General features: G+C 47.4%; 23 protein-coding genes and 2 pseudogenes. 1 reads left to right on the top strand and 24 read right to left on the bottom strand.

Annotated features, from left to right (window positions below):
* Positions 1-210 precede the first annotated feature (210 nt).
* From U8U68_RS19625 to U8U68_RS19510, 24 genes and pseudogenes are all read right to left on the bottom strand, one after another.
* On the bottom strand, positions 211-408 hold the full coding sequence (locus U8U68_RS19625) for a transposon-encoded TnpW family protein (RefSeq protein WP_322203831.1): 198 nt from the start codon (positions 406-408) through the stop codon (positions 211-213).
* Positions 405-1,256: an ATP-binding protein gene (locus tag U8U68_RS19620; protein ID WP_322203830.1), complete on the bottom strand. Its 852-nt coding sequence runs from the start codon at positions 1,254-1,256 to the stop codon at positions 405-407. The genes U8U68_RS19625 and U8U68_RS19620 overlap by 4 nt, the downstream gene beginning before the upstream one ends.
* 62 nt (positions 1,257-1,318) lie before the next feature.
* Positions 1,319-2,083, bottom strand: coding sequence for a replication initiator protein A (locus U8U68_RS19615; protein ID WP_016303807.1), 765 nt, complete (start codon positions 2,081-2,083; stop codon positions 1,319-1,321).
* Between the two features lie 101 nt (positions 2,084-2,184).
* A complete protein-coding gene (locus U8U68_RS19610; RefSeq protein ID WP_322203826.1) occupies positions 2,185-2,571 on the bottom strand; it encodes a cysteine-rich VLP domain-containing protein in 387 nt (128 codons plus the stop codon).
* Positions 2,561-4,192, bottom strand: a complete 1,632-nt coding sequence (locus U8U68_RS19605) for a relaxase/mobilization nuclease domain-containing protein (protein ID WP_322203823.1) — start codon at positions 4,190-4,192, stop codon at positions 2,561-2,563. The genes U8U68_RS19610 and U8U68_RS19605 overlap by 11 nt, the downstream gene beginning before the upstream one ends.
* Positions 4,164-4,559: a plasmid mobilization protein gene (locus U8U68_RS19600; protein ID WP_322203821.1), complete on the bottom strand. Its 396-nt coding sequence runs from the start codon at positions 4,557-4,559 to the stop codon at positions 4,164-4,166. The genes U8U68_RS19605 and U8U68_RS19600 overlap by 29 nt, the downstream gene beginning before the upstream one ends.
* Before the next feature lie 479 nt (positions 4,560-5,038).
* Complete coding sequence (locus U8U68_RS19595; protein ID WP_322203819.1) at positions 5,039-5,443, bottom strand: winged helix-turn-helix domain-containing protein; 405 nt, start codon at positions 5,441-5,443, stop codon at positions 5,039-5,041.
* Between the two features lie 86 nt (positions 5,444-5,529).
* Entirely contained in the window at positions 5,530-5,685 is a 156-nt protein-coding gene (locus U8U68_RS19590; RefSeq protein WP_437124456.1) for a helix-turn-helix domain-containing protein, read from the bottom strand.
* Entirely contained in the window at positions 5,672-6,115 is a 444-nt protein-coding gene (locus U8U68_RS19585) for an RNA polymerase sigma factor (RefSeq protein WP_322203817.1), read from the bottom strand. The genes U8U68_RS19590 and U8U68_RS19585 overlap by 14 nt, the downstream gene beginning before the upstream one ends.
* A gap of 121 nt (positions 6,116-6,236) precedes the next feature.
* Positions 6,237-8,024, bottom strand: a complete 1,788-nt coding sequence (locus tag U8U68_RS19580; RefSeq protein WP_322203815.1) for a M56 family metallopeptidase — start codon at positions 8,022-8,024, stop codon at positions 6,237-6,239.
* Positions 8,017-8,391 carry a BlaI/MecI/CopY family transcriptional regulator gene (locus U8U68_RS19575; protein WP_120427727.1) on the bottom strand — a complete coding sequence of 125 codons (375 nt, stop codon included), beginning with the start codon at positions 8,389-8,391 and terminating at the stop codon, positions 8,017-8,019. The genes U8U68_RS19580 and U8U68_RS19575 overlap by 8 nt, the downstream gene beginning before the upstream one ends.
* A gap of 379 nt (positions 8,392-8,770) precedes the next feature.
* A pseudogene (locus U8U68_RS19570) lies at positions 8,771-8,899 on the bottom strand (Maff2 family mobile element protein); the annotation flags it as partial.
* A gap of 67 nt (positions 8,900-8,966) precedes the next feature.
* Positions 8,967-10,235 (bottom strand): annotated as a pseudogene (locus tag U8U68_RS19565) (VirD4-like conjugal transfer protein, CD1115 family); the annotation flags it as partial.
* Positions 10,236-10,265: 30 nt separating this feature from the next.
* The gene (locus U8U68_RS19560; protein ID WP_322203809.1) at positions 10,266-10,451 is read right to left on the bottom strand and encodes a transposon-encoded TnpW family protein; all 186 of its coding nucleotides are present in this window, start codon (positions 10,449-10,451) and stop codon (positions 10,266-10,268) included.
* The gene (locus U8U68_RS19555) at positions 10,448-11,299 is read right to left on the bottom strand and encodes an ATP-binding protein (protein ID WP_322203808.1); all 852 of its coding nucleotides are present in this window, start codon (positions 11,297-11,299) and stop codon (positions 10,448-10,450) included. The genes U8U68_RS19560 and U8U68_RS19555 overlap by 4 nt, the downstream gene beginning before the upstream one ends.
* Positions 11,300-11,363: 64 nt before the next feature.
* Entirely contained in the window at positions 11,364-12,140 is a 777-nt protein-coding gene (locus tag U8U68_RS19550; RefSeq protein ID WP_322203806.1) for a replication initiator protein A, read from the bottom strand.
* A 73-nt stretch (positions 12,141-12,213) separates the two neighbouring features.
* The gene (locus U8U68_RS19545) at positions 12,214-12,600 is read right to left on the bottom strand and encodes a cysteine-rich VLP domain-containing protein (RefSeq protein WP_322203804.1); all 387 of its coding nucleotides are present in this window, start codon (positions 12,598-12,600) and stop codon (positions 12,214-12,216) included.
* Positions 12,590-14,221 (bottom strand): relaxase/mobilization nuclease domain-containing protein, encoded by a 1,632-nt coding sequence (locus U8U68_RS19540; protein ID WP_322203802.1) that lies wholly within the window; start codon positions 14,219-14,221, stop codon positions 12,590-12,592. Before U8U68_RS19540 ends, U8U68_RS19545 begins: the two co-directional genes overlap by 11 nt.
* Positions 14,193-14,588 carry a plasmid mobilization protein gene (locus tag U8U68_RS19535; RefSeq protein WP_004068264.1) on the bottom strand — a complete coding sequence of 132 codons (396 nt, stop codon included), beginning with the start codon at positions 14,586-14,588 and terminating at the stop codon, positions 14,193-14,195. The genes U8U68_RS19540 and U8U68_RS19535 overlap by 29 nt, the downstream gene beginning before the upstream one ends.
* A gap of 340 nt (positions 14,589-14,928) precedes the next feature.
* On the bottom strand, positions 14,929-15,333 hold the full coding sequence (locus U8U68_RS19530; RefSeq protein ID WP_016303735.1) for a winged helix-turn-helix domain-containing protein: 405 nt from the start codon (positions 15,331-15,333) through the stop codon (positions 14,929-14,931).
* A gap of 44 nt (positions 15,334-15,377) precedes the next feature.
* On the bottom strand, positions 15,378-15,578 hold the full coding sequence (locus tag U8U68_RS19525; RefSeq protein ID WP_322203798.1) for a helix-turn-helix domain-containing protein: 201 nt from the start codon (positions 15,576-15,578) through the stop codon (positions 15,378-15,380).
* Positions 15,565-16,008 (bottom strand): RNA polymerase sigma factor, encoded by a 444-nt coding sequence (locus U8U68_RS19520; protein WP_160573165.1) that lies wholly within the window; start codon positions 16,006-16,008, stop codon positions 15,565-15,567. The genes U8U68_RS19525 and U8U68_RS19520 overlap by 14 nt, the downstream gene beginning before the upstream one ends.
* Before the next feature lie 76 nt (positions 16,009-16,084).
* The gene (locus U8U68_RS19515) at positions 16,085-16,945 is read right to left on the bottom strand and encodes a radical SAM protein (RefSeq protein WP_120408115.1); all 861 of its coding nucleotides are present in this window, start codon (positions 16,943-16,945) and stop codon (positions 16,085-16,087) included.
* Positions 16,946-17,136: 191 nt separating this feature from the next.
* Positions 17,137-17,640 (bottom strand): flavin reductase family protein, encoded by a 504-nt coding sequence (locus tag U8U68_RS19510; RefSeq protein WP_120412433.1) that lies wholly within the window; start codon positions 17,638-17,640, stop codon positions 17,137-17,139.
* Positions 17,641-17,830: 190 nt separating this feature from the next.
* On the opposite strand from U8U68_RS19510, the gene U8U68_RS19505 reads away from it, so the two are divergent.
* Entirely contained in the window at positions 17,831-18,196 is a 366-nt protein-coding gene (locus tag U8U68_RS19505) for a winged helix-turn-helix transcriptional regulator (protein ID WP_120408113.1), read from the top strand.
* The last annotated feature ends 201 nt before the right edge of the window (positions 18,197-18,397 follow it).

The following is an 18,397-nucleotide window of genomic DNA, read 5'->3' as shown; positions in this document are numbered from 1 at the left end:
ACCTGACTGCGTATCTGCTTGAGCCCTTCTTTTCCCACTTTCCGCAAATCGATATATTCCATATCCCTATTATATCACTCTTCCTCTCTTTTTCCTAGCTTTTTGAGCGGGAGTAATATAATAGACATACGGAATAGTGGGCTGGCTGTACAGTCCTTTTTGCTACTTTATGTCGAAAAATATCACGTTATTTTATTAAGGCTTATCGCATTATATAGCGTGTGCGGCTGTTCCCCCGGCTGCGCTTTCCGCTTCCAGCACTTTCATCATTTTGTCGGCGGCGGTGGCGGTAGTGCCTTGCTTGAAGTAGCCGGAAACCACAAGGACAGTGTTCCCCCGGCGTACCTCGGTCACGCAATCCGGGCGGCGGGCGGTAGTGGCGGTGCTTCTGTTGGGGGTGTCGGTCATAGGCTCTCCTTTCTGTTCAGCAGCGTTTTAAGCTGTTCCATTTTCTCCCTTGCTCTGGCTTTTCTGAAATTCTCCCCGGTAATGCGGACGGGGGTACACATTTCCGTAAGGCGGTCATATATCCGGGCATGGGCGGTGTCCTCCGGGTTCTGCAATTCCTCCAGCGTCAAGTTTGTTGTCACGATTAAGGGCTTGCCGCTTCGGTATCGGCTGTCAATCACGTTATAGACTTGCTCTAAGCCGTATTCCGTGCCACGCTCCATGCCGAAATCGTCAAGGATAAGCAGAGGGAAGCTGCAAAGGCGGGCTATGTACTCGTTCCTGTCCTTATAGCTGGCGGCAAGGTCATTGAGGATAAGGGCAAAGTTCGTCATGCACACGGAAACTTCTTTCTCCATGAGGGCGTTGGCGATACACCCGGCGAAATAGCTTTTGCCTGTGCCTACCATGCCCCATAACAGATAACCGATATTCCCGGCTTTCATTTCCTCCCAACACTCCACATAAGCATGGGCTTTGTGCATTTGGGGGCATTTCCCGTTGTCGTTTTCAAACGTCCATTCCCGCATAGCCGGGTCTGTAAATCCCTTTCGTTTCAGCCGTTCCACTTCCTCCCGGTGCTTGTGTTCCCGGTGGCTGGCTTCCAGCGTTTCCCGGCGTTTTCTCTGGCAGTCACATTCTTTGGGGTGTCGGTCACGTCCGAAAAAGGTCTTGCCCTCCGGGAAGTAGGCTTCTTTGGGCTGGCGGCAGCTCCCGCAATATAAAAGCCCGTCCTCCCCGATATAGTCCTCCAGCTCTGCTTCCTGTGCCGTGGCAAGCCGGAAAATGGCGTTATCGTAATCACTCATAAAATCGTCCTCCTTGTTCATGGTCTTTTACGCCCTGTTTACGGGGCGTTGTGTCTATGCGGTCAAAGGCTCTCGCCCTCCTTGTAGGAATAATCGGGGATTCCTTTCTTTCCTGTGCCTTTCCTGTCACGTTTTGCCCACATACGGACAGCGGCGGCATGGTTGGCGTACACTTTCCCGTAGGCGGCTATGTACTCGCTCAATTCCTCAATGAACCGTTCCAGCCTGTCCGGGTATTCCCCTTTCAGCTCCGCATACTCGGATTCGGAGAGGAAAAGGTTTTTATATCTGCCAAAGGGTGCGGGCTGCTCCCCACTCACTCCTTTTCGTTGGTTCTCTTTTAGTTGGTTTATAGTAAGTTGGTTAGGGGTCGGTTTTCCGTCCAACGCAAAGGTCGCTTTTCCGTCCTTATGAGGGTCGCTTTTCCGGCTATCAGAGGGTCGGTTTTCCGGCTGTATGGCGGTCATATGGTCGGAAAACTGTACCACTGGCATTTGCGGTATTTTTATATAAAGGCGGTTGGGTGCGGAGAAGCCCCGGCGTTCCCTCACCAGAAGCCCGGCAGCGTCCAGCTCGTTCAGTGCGCTTTTTATGGCGGTGCTGCCTTTATCCAACATTTCCGTTATCTCTGAAACGGGATAGACAATATATGTCCTGCCCTCGCTGTCCTGCCAGCCGTTCTTCTGTGAGAGGGTGGAACGGTCAAGAAGCAGCCCATAGAGCAGCCTTGCGGTATGCGACAAGTCCATTTTCAGCAGAAAATAGGGATAGGGCAGAAAACGGGGCAATATGGTGTCTGCTGTGATGTAATCGGTTATGGTTCTCACCTCCTGTCTGTGGCTTCCTGTTACGCAGTTAAAACGGCATTTTCGGGGGTAAAGGATAAATGTATCGGCTACCCTTTGAGGGCGGTCAAAAAAGCCTTGATTTACGGGCTTCTTTCATAGCCTAAATGCGTAGAAAGGTGGTATCTTTTCCGCTGTCTGTCGGCTTCTTTCCGGCGGCGCACTCTTGCGGCGCAATCCGGGCAGTATTTCCCCCGGTTTGACTTGGGGAGAAAATACCCGCCGCACTCGGTACAGCGTTTCCTGTCTGCCCGGTGGAGTAAGGCGGCTTCCAGTTTCCCGTCCAGCGGCAGAACGGCGGTAATGAACCAGCGGCAGATAAGCGAATAGCTGATACTCTGGACGCATACGCAAGGCTCGCCGTTATCCAGCAAGATACAGTTGCCGTTATCATAGTTGCAGCACTCATGCACAAGGCGGCGAGCGGCTCTGTGTTGCTGGTAGTCCATGTATGGGAGTTTACCGTTCATTTTCCCGCCCCTTTCCCCGTTCCGGCTCACAGCGCAAGATTTTGTCAAGATTGCTTTTCACGGTCTGCAATTCCCGGACGTTCGCTTTCTTCTCCCGGTACTCGTTGTAAAGGCTGTTTTTCTCCCTTGTAAGCTGCTCAATCTCTGCTTGTAGGGCTTTGGACGCTGGCAGCTTGGAGATTCCCTGTGCCTTGAAATACCGGGCGGCGGATTCGGAAATGATAAACTCGCTTTCGTGCTGCTCCCGGTAGGCTCTCCGGGCTTTTTCCGTTTTCTGCGCCCGCAATCCGTCACGGGCGGGTTTGGTCTTGATGTAGGCTAATAGCTGTTTCTGCAAGTCCTTTTTCTCCCGCAAGGTGCTTTCCACGGCTTTCAGTTTCCCGGTGGTTTCATGCAGTTCTGTACTGGCGGCGGCAAGGACGGCTTCCAGTTCTTCCGGGGAAGAAAAGCCGGATTCCTCGTAAATGCTCACGGTAGCCGCCATTTGCTTCAAGTTGTGCAAGGTCGCCCACTTTTCATATCCCCGTCCTTTGCCCTCGGTTTTCTTGGCGGCTATGTCTACCATACGCTGTACGCTGTCTTGTTTCGGGGCGTTTATAACGGCTTTGTTGCGCTGTAAACGGTCTTTTATACTGCGGGGGTATTCCTGCTTGGGTAGGGGCGTTTCGGCGGCTCTGACGGCGTTCTGTGCGTTTTGGGTGATTGCTTCCAGTACGGCGGCACGGTCAAAATCATCACCCAGTTTCCGGGCGGTGATTGGCTTCGTCCTGTCCGGCGTGAGATGCGATAACCTCCCCCGGCTCTCCTTGACGGTCACGCCTTGCTGTAACAGCTTCCCGGAAAAGTCCTCAAAGGAAACGGCAGAGGACAGGGCGGTGCGGATCGTGCGCCGTAGCTTCTCCTTGTCGGTTTCAAATTTCGTAAGTTTGGGCGGCTCACCTGCGGCGGCAAGGGAAGCGTTCTCTTTATCCAGTGCGGCTTGTCCTTTCCGCTTCGCCCAATACTCACGCTCGGTAACACGGTTCTTGCTCCCATGCAATAAATCAATCTGATAGAGGTTTTCCCGGTGGCACATCTCCATGACTTCCGCTTTGAAATACTCCATAGCTGCGTCCGTGCAGCGGTGCTTGCAGCCCTCCCTTGTGTCGGCTGGTCTTTCCATGTAGGGCAATAGCGGCACTTCCGCAATCCGTAGGGAATTGATTACGATATGCACATGAATGTTGCCGCTGTGGTTATGCCCGTCCGGGTGGGTGCATACAAGGGCTTGGTGTCCGGGGAAATGCTCTTTACAAAACTGCTCGCCTAACTGTTGCGCCCGGTCTACGGTCAAGCCGTTGTCGGCAGCGTCACGGGGGTCAAAGGAAATAATATAGTGGTGGCTCTTTACGTCCTCCCGTTTCTGGTTCTTGCCGTATTTCAGATTGGAGCGCATACAGGCGATTGCAAAATCTTCATCACCGCAATTAAGGGAAGATATGCGGTAATCGTCACGGGGGAGAAGCCGCCCGTTTCCGTCCAGTGTGGGCTTCATGGTAAACTCGTCATGCTCAAAGGTTAGGTACTGTTCGGCAGCTCCATAATCGGCATTTTTAGAGCTGATATGTTTGAATGTTGCCAACGGCTTCACCTACTTTCTGCAAGACTTCAAACTTCAAGGCGGCAAGCTCCGCTGTGGCGGCTCGTACCTCTTGGGAGAGGGCGTTATAAGGTGCGCCGTACTCGTTTAGACAGCGGGCAATCTGGTTCAAGTTGCCGCCGATTTTCCCGTATTCGGCTGTGAGTTTCCCAACGGCAGAAAGCAGTTCATCATTGACCGGGGAAACAGTAATGACCGGGCGTATGCTCGACTTGGTAAGTGCTTGCCGGATAAACTCGGCTTGGCTCATTTTGCAGAGGGTGACACGCTCGAAAAACTCGGCGTATTCTTCCTCGGTCAAGCGTGTCTTGATTACCCGGTGGCGATGGGGCGTGTTGTATCTTTTCATGGCTTTCAACTCCTTTCTTTTTATGCTTTGCCCTCTCACTAATAGGAGAAAAACAGGGGGTAAAGCGGAAGTGTTTTTTTGAAAAATCCGAAAAATTTTTTCGGGGATTTTTCAAGCGGCGCAAGCCGCAAAAAGGCGGGCTTGGGGTGGCAACCCCAACAAGATTCCCATAGGACAAAATGAACCGGTAGGCGAAATTTGGTACTGTGGTAGAATCTTGCTCTAAGAAAGTAGCGGCTTCCCCTGTGTGGGCTTCCGCTGATACCCTTGACGGAGAGGGCGGGGCTTCTGCCAACTTTGCGGCAGTATTTTTCCCGTCATTATTACTACGCACTGGAAGAAAAATTTGGCAAAGTTCCCCGGAAAATCTTTTCGTGTTTTCGTAACAGCATTTGACAAAAACAGGCGCAAAAAAACAGGAAACCTTTTCTTGATTTCCTGCTTTCTGACTGCCTTAAATGTCGGCGGTTATTCAGTTGTCATTCCCCGGAAGCAAACTTATAGCCTATGCCTAAAATGGTCTTTATGTAGGTGGGGTTTTTGCTGTCCGGCTCTATCTTTTTTCGTAAATTACATATCACGCTGGCAACGCTTGACTGGCAGCTTTCGCTTTCCATGCTCCACACGGATTCAAAGATTTGCGCCTTTGTGAATACCCGCCCCGGACTGGCGGCAAGGTAGCAGAGTGCGCCGTATTCCAAACGTGTGAGGTATATGTCTGCCCCGTTTTTTAATACCCGGCGTTGGTGCAGCCTTATTTCCAATCCCGGAAAAACCAGTGCGGGGGATTGCGGCGGCTGTATGGCTTCCAGCGGTATCATATCGGCAAGGGTGGCTATCGCTTTCTCAACTGCTTTTTCCTCTGTGTCGTTGAATGTAAGCATGATTATTTTACCGACAAATCTCACCTCCTGTCATGTAGCCTGTCTGTCAAAACGGAACTTGAACAGGGCGGCAACAAGCCGGGATTTTATGCTGTCCTCGGTGCCTTGTCGATATGCCCGTTTTCAATGGCGGCGATTCGGATTCGCTTGCTGTAATGCCGTAAAACCTCGTCCACGGCTTCCGGCTCGCCGCTGGTCGCTCTGATAATTGTTTCATAAGGCACAAGGTTAGGATTCCCCATGTGAAAGCACCTCCATTTCTTTGTGCAGAAGCTGTAACGTCCTGCGTATCTGACACCCGGTCGTACTCCGGCAGCGTCCGTACATTTCCCCGATTTCCTGTTGTGTATAATCTCCGAAAAAGTAAAGGAAAATGATTTCCCGGTTTCTCTCTGGCAGAGATAACAGGGCGGTGGCAAGTTCCCCATTGGTGAGGATAACTGTCTGACCGCATATCGTAACGGGGTATTCTTCATAGGGTGCTTCAAAATATTCGTCTGTTGTGCCTAAAGGGTAAAACTTTTCTTCTGTGAGGTATTCAAGGGATATTTCTTTTTGCCGCCGTCTGCTTCTGTCACGCCATGCGTTGATAGCCGCAAAGCGTATGACGGTCTTGCAATAGCCATTGAAAGTATACATGATGTGTTCTCTGTATGCTTCTGTGCAAGGCATAGATGATTCCCCCTTTCTCCCACATGGGGAAACAATGTTGATTAGGTTCTTTTATTTTGCAAGAGGCAGCTTTGTTCTTATCGGCTGCCCCTTGTTAAACCGCAACAATTTAATCAAACAATTATTCAGATAAGACTGCAACAAAGTTAGTTTTCTTATCTGTCTGCGCCCTTTTCAGCCATTCCTGTCTTTCTTCTTTTGTCATGTAATTAACCAAAATCGTAAAGTAAGAAATATTATTTGCTTCGTAATATTTTTCTGCATATTGATTTAGGTCATCTGACTGTACATAGCCTAAGATAACGGAAAAGAAATTCACCTTTTGGTCTTGGTCTGATTTATCTGCATACAACATCACTAAATCCCTATCCATGTACGGTATGATAGAGGAAAAGAAAGCAATCTTATTATCATCATATATCTTTTGACAATATTCCTTTTGAAGCTCTATATCTAATACAGGAAAAATTGCTGAAAATTCAGTTAAACTACTGTTTTGAAAGTATTCATCTGCAAGTATTGATAAATTATTCTCGCTGACATAAGTAACATTTGTAATTAGCGGTGTTTCTATCGTTGGATAATTTTGCATATCTCTGTTGTTTAAAGAATAAAGCAATTTCCCTATTGCAGAAATAGCGTTACTATCATTCAGATAATCTACTGTGTTTTCATCAAAATACACCTTTATTACAGAATTATCTTCTAATGTTATTTCTTTGCTGTTTGTGTATTCTTTGCTTATTGTATCGCTTAGATTCCAGCCCATTTCAATGATGTAGGAATCAGAATAGAAACCACGCTGAACATATGTGTATCCTTTGTTGTTTTCAACATTCGGGACAGCGTCCGGCATTAAATTCTTTTCTTTGCTATTAGCAGAAGGCGCGGCATATGCACCTGTTACAAAAAAGCAGACACAAACAGCAACCGTAAAAATAGCAGTGATAGCAATAACCACTTTTGACTTTTTTCTAAATTTCATAATAGCACCTAACCTTTCTTTTAATTGTTCTGCACCCTCTGTCAATGTAACGGAAGCTAAAGAACTTTTGTAAAGATTGCTTGACTTCAAAAAGGAAATCAGCGTATCCCCATACTCACGCTTTGCCTTATCATCAAGTACGGATAAGACTTTTTCATCACATGACAATTCACAAGATTTATTCACTTCTTTTTCCAGCAGATATACAAAAGGATTGAACCAATGGACGCACACAATAATCTGTATCAGCCATTTGTAAAACATATCCCTCTGCTTGTAGTGGGTTAGCTCATGCACAAAGATATAAGATAACTCTTTATCTTCCAATTCGCCAACAGGCAAAATGATTCTTGGTCGAAAGAAACCAATCAGCATAGGGGAGGCAATCAGCGGATTACAGGATAGTTCTACCCTTGTCTTGATATTCAGTTTTTCTTCACAATCAGATAGCAGATTCAAGATTTTTATATCCGATACTTCTTTATTTCCTGCTTTGATGTATTGGATAAATCCTTGATAAACCGTTACCTTGCGAACAAATAAAACCAGTGCCAATGCTGACCAGATAAAAAACAGGCAGACATATTTGTTAAATGGCTCACGCATGGCAGCGGTGGTTATTTCCCGGTTTGTCTGTGTCGGCTCTGCTTTGCTGTTACCCGTATCTGCGGGAACGGGTACATTGGGGCTTGTAGGGATTTCATTTGTTATTGCTGCCGTGTCGAATTTTTCAAACAGGCTTCCAACAATCGTAGTGTCGGGAGTAAAGGGAAGCAGAAACCGCAAAGCAACCACTATCCAGATATAATACTGCCAACGCTTGCTGAATTTGTTTTTATACAGCGGCTTCAATCCCAAAATGAGGAGCAGTAACAGTGCGCCGGAAACAGACAGCGACAATAATATTTTTATAAATTCACTCATTTTCTTTTCTCCAAAACGTTTCAATCTCTTTCAATTCGTCTGCCGAAAGAATATCCTGCCGCAACAAGGTTGATACTAAGTTTTTCACATTCCCGCCGTAGACTTTATCAAGAAAGCTGTGGGTCTGCATGGTCTGATATTCTGCTTCTGTTACCGTAGCCACATACTCATTCTTTCTGCCGATTTTTTTGACTTTCAAGAACTTTTTTTCGCCCAGCCGGGAAAGCAGGGTGAGTACGGTGTTGTTCTTCCATTCGTTTTTGTCTTTTTCTAATTCCTCCATGATGAGGGAGTATAAAGCTGCCCCTCCATTCTTCCAGATGATTTTCATTAGTACCAATTCGGATTCAGAAATCTGCTGTGCCATGTTGTCCTCCTTTTATCTTAACATTTTGTGGGTGCATAAACATCTTAACACTTTGTAGGTGATAATGCAATACCCTAAAGGAAATTTAAGAATTTATAAAAAGATATGAAAGATAGGGGGATTCCGTAGTAGTCGGCACTGTGCGTAATGTGCATAACTTGCTGTCTTATGGAGTTGTGGGAAAGTCTGTTTGCAGAATGTGGGAAAGCTGCACTTTAGCTTTTCCACATTCTGTGAACGGACTTTTCCATGACGGAATAGCAAGTTATACACATTTCCACGGTGCTTGTCTTTTGGTCTTTGGCTTCTTTGGTTCGGAATAGTGTGGTGCTGGCGGTCTATCTGTTGTTTTCGGTTGCTTGCTTCTTTACCGTACATGAGCATTCGCGCCAGGGTTGTCGTTGCCGTAACCTTCCAGCAGGTTGATAACGCCCCACACGCCAAGGCCAGCGCCCAGCGCGATAACCAGTACCTTCAAAGTGTCGATTGCGCTCGTAAAAAATTCCATACATTTTCCTCCTTAAATTTGTTGTGATTGGTTGGATAGGGACAAAAAAAGCCCGCCGGTTGAAAAGTCAATCGGCGGGTGCATCAGACGCGGGCGGCGCTTCGAGTTCACAGCTTTCAAAAACGTCGTCCGGTCGGACGGTCAATCTCCGGCTCAGATATTTTGCAATATCAAAAGCGTTCTTCTTGCTGGAATCCAGCAGGTATTTATATTGCGGATGTTTGGTAATGTCAAATTTGTCGCTGAAAAACGGCCTTACGCCCTGCACCTGCAAGATGCACTTGCCGCCGTCCATCACCGCCAATTCATCGGTTGACATCAGTTCTTTTCCGAGTTTCTGGTAATTTACCCCCATGCTGCGCTGGCTTCCCCGCGTGTCGGAGGTGTTGAAAAGGTCGATGGTTTCCTTTCCCAGCGTTTCCGAAATCTCTTTCAGGGTGCTGCGCTCCTTGCCGCCCAAAAACAGGACGCAGGAGCAGTTGCCGATGATGGTTTCCGCATGGTCTTTGTAGACGGCCTTTAACTGGCTCTGCGTCTGCACCACGATATGGGCGGAAATCTCGCGGCTTCGGATAACGGAAATCAGGTGCTGGAAGTTGGGGATTTTCTGGTTGGCAAACTCGTCCAGCAGGCAGGTAACATGGGTTTTCAGTGCGCCGCCGTTTTCCAGCGCCTTGTCGCACAGGACGTTGAACATCTGCGTATAAACCATCGCAGAAATGAAATTGAATGTCATATCCGTGTCGGACACGATACAGAACAGCGCCGTCTTGCGGTCGCCAATCTTTTCAAGTTCCAGTTCGTCGCCCTCCATCAGTTCCCGCACCTCCCGGATGTCAAAGGGAGCCATTCTTGCGCCGCAGCTAATCAGAATCGATTTTGCTGTTTTGCCCGCCGCCATTTTGTATTTCTTATACTGGCGCACCGCAAAATGTTGTGGGTCGCGTTTTTCCAGCGCGTCAAACATCAGGTCAACGGCGTTTTTGAAGTTTTCATCATCCTCCCGAACCTCGGACGCATTGAGCATTTCCAGCAGGGTGGTCATGTTTTTTTCTTCCTCCGGCGCTTCGTACCAGATGTAGGCGATCAGCGCCTGATAGTAGAGGGCTTCGGCTTTTGCCCAAAAATCTTCACCGCCCTTGCTGTCCTCGCCCTTGGTGTTCTCCATGATGCAGTTGACCAGCTTCAAAATGTCGTTCTCGCAGTAGATATAGCGGAATGGGTTGTACTTCATGGACTGCTTAAAGTCAATCGTATTGAGTATTTTTATCTCATACCCGCCGCGCTGAAGCATTTTCCCACATTCCAGAACGACCGTGCCTTTTGGTAATGTCAAGTAGGGAACAAGAAAAAGTGTATCTTCTTTTCAGTTGGTTACACTGTCCTTGTCATTCTCAATAAGCCGCACTACCTTGTCCGTAAAGGTTTCCCGGCTTGTTTCGCTGAAATGGATATGAATGTCAAAGGTGGTATTCCCTATCCGCTTCACAAGGTCGGGCTTCGCGTCCAGAGGGGCGGCGGTGTGGCTGGTCTTGCTGGTGTCATGGTTCATAGGCTCTCCTTTCCGTTCATCATTCCTTTTAACCGTTCCATTTTCCCCTGTGCCGTGGCTTTCCTGATGTTCTCCCCGGTAATGCAGACGGGGCAGCACATTTCAAGCAGACGGTCATAAATCCGGGCATGGGCGGTGTCCTCCGGGTGCTGCAATTCCTCCAGCGTCAAATTCGTTGTGACAATCAGCGGCTTCCGGCTTCGGTATCGGCTGTCAACCACGTTGTAAACCTGTTCAAGCCCGTATTCCGTGCCGCGCTCCATGCCGAAATCGTCAAGGATAAGCAGAGGGAAGCGGCAAAGGCGGTCTATGTATTCGTTCCTGTCCTTATAGCTGGCGGCAAGGTCATTGAGGATAAGGGCAAAGTTCGTCATGCACACGGAAATCTCACGCTCCATAAGGGCGTTGGCGATACACCCGGCAAAATAGCTCTTGCCTGTGCCTACCTTGCCCCATAACAGGTAGCCGATATTCTCCGCTTTCATTTCCTCCCAATGCGCCGCATAGAAGTGCGCCTTATCCATTTGGGGGCATTTGCCGTTGTCATTTTCAAAAGTCCACTGGCTCATGGCGGCATTGGAAAAGCCCCGGCGTTTTAATTCTTCCACGGTGTCACGGTGCTTGCGCTCCCGGTCGGCGGCTTCCTGCTTTTCCCGGCGTTTGCTCTGGCAGTCACATTCTTTGGGGTGTCGGTCACGTCCGAAAAGCCCTTTTCCCTCGGTGAAGTAGGCTTCTTTGGGCTGGCGGCAGCTCCCGCAGTACAAAAGCCCGTCCTCGCCCGTGTAATCCTCCGGCTGTGGCTCTGCTTCTGTGGCAAGCCGGAAAATGGCGTTATCATAATCACACATAAAATCGTCCTCCTTGTTCATGGTTTTATTCACGCCCTGTTTACAGGGCGTTGTATCTTCGCTGTCAAAGGCTCTCGCCCTCTTTGTAGGTGTAATCGGGGATTCCCTTTTTCGGGTTCTCCTTTTTCTCCCTGTCCGCCCACCTGTAAAGCGTGGCGGCATGGCTTACATAGTCATTCCCGCTGGAAGCAATATACCGGCTCATTTCCTCGATAAGCCGTCCAAGGCTATCCGGGTATTCCTGCTTCAGCTCCACATATTCGCTTTCAGTGAGGAAAACATTCTGGTATTTGCCATAGGGCGCGGGCGGCTCCCCACTCACTCCCATTCGTTGGCTCTCTTTTAGTTTGTTTATATTTAGTTGGTTAGGGTAAAGTTTTCTTTGTATCATAGGCAAAGTTTTCTTTGTGTCTGATGTACAGTTTTCTTTAGGACTGACATCAAGATTTCTTTGTGTCATATCTAAAGAAACCTTTGCTGCTTCCGGCACTTTCACATAAAGGCGGTTCGGCGCGGAAAATCCCCGGCGTTCCCTCTCCAAAAGCCCGGCAATGTCCAGTTCTTTTAGGGAGTTCTGTATTGTCATGGTGCTTTTATCCAGTATTTCCGCTATCTCTGCTATGGGGTAGACAATATACGTCCTGCCCTCATTGTCCTGCCAGCCGTTCTTCTGTGAGAGGGTGGAACGGTCAAGGAGCAGCGCATAGAGCAGCTTTGCAGTCTGTGACAAGTCCATTTTCAGCAGAAAACGGGGATAGGGGAAAAAGGGCGGCATTGTGGTGTTGGCTGTAATGTATTCGGTTATGGTTTTCACCTCCTGTCTGTGGCTTCTGTTACGCATTTAAAACGGCTTTTTTGGGGGTAAAGGATAAATGTACCGCATACCCGTTGAGCAGTAGCCGGGAAGCCTTGATTTACGGGGGTTCTGTGTTTTCTAAAGCGTGACATTTCCCCCTCTGTTTCCGCTTGCGCTGTGCGGTTCTGGCTCTTTTCATGCGTCCGGCACAATCGGGACAGTATTTCCCCCGGTTGGATTTTGGGAGAAACTGACCGCCGCACTCGGTACAGCGTTTCAGTTCTGCCCGGTGCAAAAGGGCGGCTTCCAGTTTCCAGTCAAGGGGAAGCACGGCGGCAGTGAACCAGCGGCAGAGAAGCGAATAGCTGATACTTTGCACACATACACAAGGCTCGCCGTTATCCAGCACAATGCAGTTGCCGTTATCATAGTTACAGCACTCATGCACAAGGCGGCGGGCGGCTCTGTACTGTGGGTAGTCCATGTAGGGACATTTACCGTTCATTTTCCAGCCCCTTTCCCCGTTCCGGCTCACGGCGCAATATTTTGTCAAGATTGCTTTTCACGGTCTGCAATTCCCGAACGTTCTCTTTCTTCTCCCGGTACTCGTTGTAAAGGGCGTTTTTCTCTTTGGTAAGCTGCTCAATTTCCGTTTGTAAGGTCTTGGAAGCTGGCAGCTTTTGGATTCCCTGTGCCTTAAAAAACCGGGTGGCAGCTTCGGCTATGATAAACTCGCTTTCGTGCTGCTCCCGGTAGTTTTTGCGGGCTTTCTCTGTTTTCTGTGCTTTCAGCCCGTCACGGGCTGGCTTGGTCTTGATGTACGCCAACAGCTGTTTCTGTAAGTCCTTTTTCTCCCGCAAAGTGCTTTCCACGGCTTTCAGTTCCGCATGGACGTTTGACAGCTCCGCGCTGGCGGCGGCAAGGGCGGCTTCCAGTTCTTCCGGGGAAGAAAAGCCGGATTCCTCGTAAACGCTCATGGTAGCCGCCATTTGCTTCAAGTTGTGCAAGGTCGCCCATTTCTCGTAGCCTTTCCCCTTGCCCTCGGCTTTCTTGGCGGCTATGTCTATCATGCGTTGTACTCCGTCATTTTTCGGGGCGTTTATAGCGGCTTTGTTGCGCTGTAAGCGGTCTTTTATGCTCCGTGGGTATTCCTGTCTGCGTGCGGGCGTTTCGGCGGCTCTGGCGGCGTTCTGTGCGTTTATGGTGAGTGCTTCCAGTATGGCGGCACGGTCAAAATCATCACCCAGTTTCCGGGCGGTGATGGGCTTCGTCCTGTCCGGCGTGAGATAGGATAGCCGCCCCCGGCTCTCCTTGACGGTCACGCCCTGTTGTAGCAGCTTCCCGGAAAAATCCTCAAAGGAAACGGCAGAGGACAGGGCGGCTCGGATTGTGCGCCGTAATTTCTCCTTGTCGGTTTCAAACTTGGTCTGTTTAGGCGGCTCTCCCGTGGCGGCATGGGAAGCGTTCTCTTTATCCAGTGCGGCTTGTCCTTTCCGCTTCGCCCAATACTCACGCTCGGTAACTCGGTTCTTGCTCCCGTTCAGCAAGTCAATCTGATAGAGGTTTTCCCGGTGGCACATCTCCATGACTTCCGCTTTGAAGTATTCCATAGCTGCGTCTGTACAGCGGTGCTTGCAGCCCTCCCTTGTGTCGGCTGGTCTTTCCATGTACGGCAACAGCGGAACTTCGGCAATCCGCAAGCTGTTTATGACGATATGCACATGGATATTTCCGCTGTGGTTATGCCCGTCCGGGTGGGTGCATACCAACGCTTGATGTCCGGGGAAATGCTCTTTACAGAACTGCTCGCCCAACGCTTGCGCCCGGTCTACGGTCAAGCCGTTGTCTGGTGCGTCACGGGGGTCAAAACTGATAATGTAATGGTGGCTCTTTACGTCCTCCCGCTTTTGGTTCTTTCCGTATTTCAGATTGGAGCGCATACACGCTATGGCGAAATCTTCATCACCGCAATTAAGGGAAGATATGCGGTAATCGTCACGGAGAACAAGCCGCCCGTTTCCGTCCAGTGTGGGCTTCATGGTAAACTCGTCATGCTCAAAAGTTAGGTACTGTTCAGCCGCCCCATAGTCGGCATTTTTAGAGCTGATATGTTTGAATGTTGCCAACGGCTTCACCTACTTTCTGCAAGACTTCAAACTTCAAGGCGGCAAGCTCCGCTGTGGCGGCTCGTACCTCTTGGGAGAGGGCGTTATAAGGTGCGCCATACTCATTCAGACAGCGGGCAATCTGGTTCAAGTTGCCGCCGATTTTCCCGTATTCGGCTGTGAGTTTCCCAACGGCAGAAAGTAATTCATCATTGACCGGGGAAACGGTAATGACCGGGCGTATGCTTGACTTGATAAGTGCTTGCCGGATAAATTCGGCTTGGCTCATTTTGCAGAGGGTGACACGCTCGGAAAACTCGGCGTATTCTTCCTCGGTCAAGCGTGTCTTGATTACCCGGTGGCGGTGGGGCGTGTTGTATCTTTTCATGGCTGTGAACCTCCTTTCGTGGGTGGATTTTTTCAAGCGGCGCAAGCCGCAAAAGGCGGGCTTGGGGTGGCAACCCCAACAAGATTCCCATAGGACAAAATGAGCGATTAGCGAAATTTGGTACTGTGGTAGAATCTTGCTCTAAGTAACTGACGGATTCCGCTGTGCTGGCTTTTGCCGTTTTCCCCCGGCTTGCGTGGCGTGGATTCTGCCAATTTTGCGGCGGTATTTTCCCATACAGTAAAGCCGGAAATAAGCAAAATGGGCGCAAAAAAACAGGAAACCTTTTTCCTTGATTTCCTGTTTCGTATCTTCGCCAATAGCGGCGGTTATCCTGTTGCTATTCCCCGGAAGTAAACTTGTAGCCTATGCCTAAAACGGTCTTTATGTAGGTGGGGCGGCGGCTGTCCGGCTCTATCTTTTTCCGTAGATTGCATATCACATTTGCCACGTTTGACTGGCAGCTTTCACTTTCCATGCTCCACACGGCTTCAAAGATTTGCGCCTTTGTGAACACCCTCCCCGGACTGGCGGCAAGGTAACAGAGTGCGCCGTATTCTAAACGGGTGAGGTAAATGTCCGTGCCGTCTTTTAATACCCGGCGTTGGTGTAATCTGATTTCCAATCCCGGAAAAATAAGCGCCGGGGAATGGGGCGGCTGTATGGCTTCCAGCGGTATCATATCGGCAAGGGCGGCTATGACTTTCTCAACCGCTTTTTCTTCGGTGTCGCTGAATGTAAGCATGACTATTTTCCCGACAAATACCACCTCCCGTTATGCAGCCCTTTTCAGTCAAAGCGGAACTGGAACAGGGCGGTGATAAGCCGCTGTTTTATGCTGTCCTCGGTGTCTGTGTTGACGTGTCCGTTTTCAAGGGCGGCAAAGCGGATTCGTTTGCTGTAATGCCGTAAAACCTCGTCCACGGCTTCCGGCTCTCCGCTGGTCGCCCGGACAATGGTTTCATATGGCACAAGGTTAGTATTCCCCATGCGAAAATCCCTCCATTTCTTTCTGCAACATCTGTAACGCACTGTGTATGTAATGCCATGCCGTACTTTTACAATGCCCGTATAAATCCGCGATTTCCTGCTGTGTGTAATTCCCGAAAAAGTAAAGGTAAATGATTTCCCTCTTTTTCTCCGGCAATGATAACAGGGCGGCGGCAAGCTCCCCATTGGTGAGTATGATTGTCTGACCGCATATCGTAACGGGGTATTGTTCGTAGGGTGATTTGAGAAATTCGTCTGATGTGCTTAGAGGGTAGAACTTTTCTTCTGTGAGGTATTCAAAGGATATTTCTTTTTGCCGCCGCCTGTTCCTGTCGCGCCATGCGTTGATAGCGGCATAGCGTATGACAACTTTGCAAAAGGCGTTGAAAGAATACACGATATGTTCTTTGTATGCTTCTGTACAAGCCATAGAAAAATCCTCCTTTCTCCCACATGGGGCGGTGCTTGGTTTACGGTTGCATTTATAATCCAGAGGGGCGGCAATTTTATATTGTCGCCCTCTGATTGTCTTTAGCGTTTGACTGCTTTTTTTCTGCAACAAGTAAACTATGATAAAAATAATTTGTATACTTGATATTTTTTTGAGCGCAATAACTATCTATATCAGCGGATAATTGTTTCCAATATTCCATGTTCTTATTGTTATATATGTCTTTATAACCACTTAAATATTGTGGGTATTTTTCAGAAACGTATTGAAAAATATCCTGTTTGTAATTCCCACGAAGATTCAAATTCTCGAACCAATATTCACATACAAACGCTGCTGTTGCTTCAATGATTTTTTTAAAATCTGTTATATACGGAAATATGGGTGACATAAATAAAACTGTATAAATACCCTGTTTATGTAATTCCTTTAATGCTGTAATCCGCTGTGTAATGCTGCTGGCGTTATCCATATCACTTTGAAAATCGTTATCTAAAGTGTTAATAGAAATTGCAACTACTAAATTTTTCAGCTCTGTTAATATATCAATATCTCTTAGTATCAAATCAGACTTTGTGGAAATAGTAATCAAACAATCCGCTTTCTTTAGCTGCTTTAAAACATTTCTTGTCACTTGATATTTTGCTTCAAAAGGATTATAACAATCCGTTACAGAAGAAATAAATACAGATTTTTGATACAGCTTTTTTACACTAATTGTTTTATCACAACGCTTTATATCTATAAAATTTCCCCATTCTTCTGTATGTCCTGTAAATCGTTTCATAAAACGGGCATAGCAGTATTTGCAAGCGTGAGGGCAGCCAACATAAGGATTGATTACATAATCACTGGCTGGTAAATTCGATTTTGTAATCAAGTCTTTTGTAACAATTTCTTTTTCTATTATGCTCAAGATAAATCACCTCCATAAAACAAACAGAAATATACATTTTTATTAATTGCCTATTATATTCAAAAGGGCGGTAGCACTTTAAGCTATCGCCCCTCTGAATTATCAGCCTAAAATTGAATAGGCTGTCCACAATGGTGCTTATAACTTTTGTTTTCCGTTGATTGATTTGTCTACTTTTTTGTTACACTAATTTATTTTTCCTGTGCCGGAGCAACTTTCGCATAACCGTCCCATGCAAATAATGCGTCTTTTGATTCATCTGCAACGATTTTCTCAATATTGCAAAGATACAAGTAATGGTCGCCGGATTCCATAGTTTGTGCAAGGGATACCACAAAGGCAACTCGTGTATCCTCTGGAATTTGAATATTGCTTCCCTCAATATTTTGTAACACAATCGGTGTTTCTTTCAGCTTGTCCTGCTCGTTGCCGCTGAAAGAACCATATGCCATTACTGCATTGTTTAAGCTGACACCCGGAGCAGCAAAAACCGCTTTTCCTGTCCGGCGAATGTTACTGCCGGAATTAGATTCTTTTCCCATTGCAAATGCAAGCATAGGCGGGTTATAAGATGAGTACATAAAGAACGATACCGGAGCCATATTAAGGCTTCCATTTTCCTTTGTTGTGCAAAGCAGCATAAGCGGGTCTGGTGAGGTAACTGCTGTTGCCTGTTCAATGTTAATTTCTTTCATGATAAAACTATCCTTTCTTTGATAAAATTTTTGAATTACAGCAGAGCCTTTGTTGACTTTTGCTGATAAGATAATTATACTTAGTTTGAAATGTTCTTCAAGTACGCAGAATATTCTTACATAGTATGGTAGACCATACTGTTAAACACATATTTGATATATTCATATCCTAAAGAAAGGACGATTCAGTATGGATAAGGATTTAACTTATGACGAATGGACACAAAAAGTTAAAATCGGTATTCTCACCGAAGCTGGTAATTGCCCGGTAACATCTTTAATTATCATGTTACAAGGCAAATGGAAATTTCAGATTATTTACGAAATGTGTATTAAATCCCCTATACGTTTTGGCGAATTGAGAAAAAACATTGACGGCATTACAAATACAATGCTCACTTCTTCTTTGCGCGAACTGGAAAAAGACGGGTTGGTGTCACGAATACAATTTAACGAAATTCCTCCCCATGTAGAATATTCTCTGACTGATAAAGGCGCAGCATTATTGCCTGTCTTTTACGCTATGACAAAATGGGGGCTAACCTATATTCCGTAAAATAAAAATATGTTTTAAAAGATAAAGAAAAAGAGGGATTCCGTAGTAGTCGGCATTGTGCCGTAATGTGTATAACTGGCTATCTTATGGAATTGTGGGTAACTCTGTTTGCAGGACGTGGGAAAGCTGCTCTTTGCTTTTCCATGTGCTGTGAACAGAGTTATCCATGATTCCATAGCCTGTTATGCACATTTCCACAAT

This window comes from Acutalibacter intestini (genome assembly GCF_034334985.1).
Taxonomy (GTDB): domain Bacteria; phylum Bacillota; class Clostridia; order Oscillospirales; family Acutalibacteraceae; genus Acutalibacter; species Acutalibacter intestini.
The sequence above is the reverse complement of the archived record's forward strand: the minus strand, read 5'-3'. Positions and strand labels throughout refer to the sequence as shown.

Coding starts and splice junctions, on each gene's coding strand:
- U8U68_RS19625 (WP_322203831.1), bottom strand. CDS start 408: ATGACCGACACCCCCAACAGAAGCACCGCCACTACCGCCCGCCGCCCG.
- U8U68_RS19620 (WP_322203830.1), bottom strand. CDS start 1,256: ATGAGTGATTACGATAACGCCATTTTCCGGCTTGCCACGGCACAGGAA.
- U8U68_RS19610 (WP_322203826.1), bottom strand. CDS start 2,571: ATGAACGGTAAACTCCCATACATGGACTACCAGCAACACAGAGCCGCT.
- U8U68_RS19600 (WP_322203821.1), bottom strand. CDS start 4,559: ATGAAAAGATACAACACGCCCCATCGCCACCGGGTAATCAAGACACGC.
- U8U68_RS19595 (WP_322203819.1), bottom strand. CDS start 5,443: ATGCTTACATTCAACGACACAGAGGAAAAAGCAGTTGAGAAAGCGATA.
- U8U68_RS19590 (WP_437124456.1), bottom strand. CDS start 5,685: ATGGGGAATCCTAACCTTGTGCCTTATGAAACAATTATCAGAGCGACC.
- U8U68_RS19585 (WP_322203817.1), bottom strand. CDS start 6,115: ATGCCTTGCACAGAAGCATACAGAGAACACATCATGTATACTTTCAAT.
- U8U68_RS19580 (WP_322203815.1), bottom strand. CDS start 8,024: ATGAGTGAATTTATAAAAATATTATTGTCGCTGTCTGTTTCCGGCGCA.
- U8U68_RS19575 (WP_120427727.1), bottom strand. CDS start 8,391: ATGGCACAGCAGATTTCTGAATCCGAATTGGTACTAATGAAAATCATC.
- U8U68_RS19560 (WP_322203809.1), bottom strand. CDS start 10,451: ATGAACCATGACACCAGCAAGACCAGCCACACCGCCGCCCCTCTGGAC.
- U8U68_RS19555 (WP_322203808.1), bottom strand. CDS start 11,299: ATGTGTGATTATGATAACGCCATTTTCCGGCTTGCCACAGAAGCAGAG.
- U8U68_RS19550 (WP_322203806.1), bottom strand. CDS start 12,140: ATGCGTAACAGAAGCCACAGACAGGAGGTGAAAACCATAACCGAATAC.
- U8U68_RS19545 (WP_322203804.1), bottom strand. CDS start 12,600: ATGAACGGTAAATGTCCCTACATGGACTACCCACAGTACAGAGCCGCC.
- U8U68_RS19535 (WP_004068264.1), bottom strand. CDS start 14,588: ATGAAAAGATACAACACGCCCCACCGCCACCGGGTAATCAAGACACGC.
- U8U68_RS19530 (WP_016303735.1), bottom strand. CDS start 15,333: ATGCTTACATTCAGCGACACCGAAGAAAAAGCGGTTGAGAAAGTCATA.
- U8U68_RS19525 (WP_322203798.1), bottom strand. CDS start 15,578: ATGGGGAATACTAACCTTGTGCCATATGAAACCATTGTCCGGGCGACC.
- U8U68_RS19520 (WP_160573165.1), bottom strand. CDS start 16,008: ATGGCTTGTACAGAAGCATACAAAGAACATATCGTGTATTCTTTCAAC.
- U8U68_RS19510 (WP_120412433.1), bottom strand. CDS start 17,640: ATGAAAGAAATTAACATTGAACAGGCAACAGCAGTTACCTCACCAGAC.
- U8U68_RS19505 (WP_120408113.1), top strand. CDS start 17,831: ATGGATAAGGATTTAACTTATGACGAATGGACACAAAAAGTTAAAATC.